The following is a 483-nucleotide window of genomic DNA, read 5'->3' as shown; positions in this document are numbered from 1 at the left end:
ATACTTTCTGAGCTTATCAATGGACGCTTTCCCACATCTTGATACTGTCCATGCCCTTAAAGCTACCCAAACCATATAGTCGAGTTTGGAGAATGTTTCCTTGGATACTACTCCCGAATAGTAGTTAATCCACCCTTTTATGACTGGATTTAGGCGTTTGATTAATGCGTATTGTGGGGCTGTTTTATGAGCCTTGATAACTGCCTTAATTGCCTTGTAATGCTCCTTGACTGACTTCTTGCTTGGCTTTATGTTGAGTCGGAGTAGCCGCTTTCCCCCTACACTAGTTTTTGTGGCTTTGTATTTGCCAACTGTGTAGTGGCGGACATTAAACCCTAAGAAGTCAAAACCTGGCTTTCCCCCCTCTTCTGAGAATTCATGGGTATGGCAGATTCTTGTCTTTTCGGGCTTAAGCTTTAATCCAACTTGTTTAAGCCATTGTTCAATCAGGTCTCGGGCTTCTAGTATGACTTCTTTGTGCGG

At 43.1% G+C, this 483-nt stretch carries 1 protein-coding gene; it reads right to left on the bottom strand.

All coding sequences use genetic code 11. The annotated features are described in order from the left end of the window. The coding region (locus tag LKK83_RS20675) for a group II intron maturase-specific domain-containing protein (protein ID WP_324633216.1) at window positions 1–483 on the bottom strand (483 nt) is incomplete at both ends.

The sequence above is a fragment of the Phormidium sp. CCY1219 genome (assembly GCF_035615515.1).
Classification (GTDB): domain Bacteria; phylum Cyanobacteriota; class Cyanobacteriia; order Cyanobacteriales; family Laspinemataceae; genus CCY1219.
This window is presented reverse-complemented; position numbering and strand designations above follow the sequence as displayed.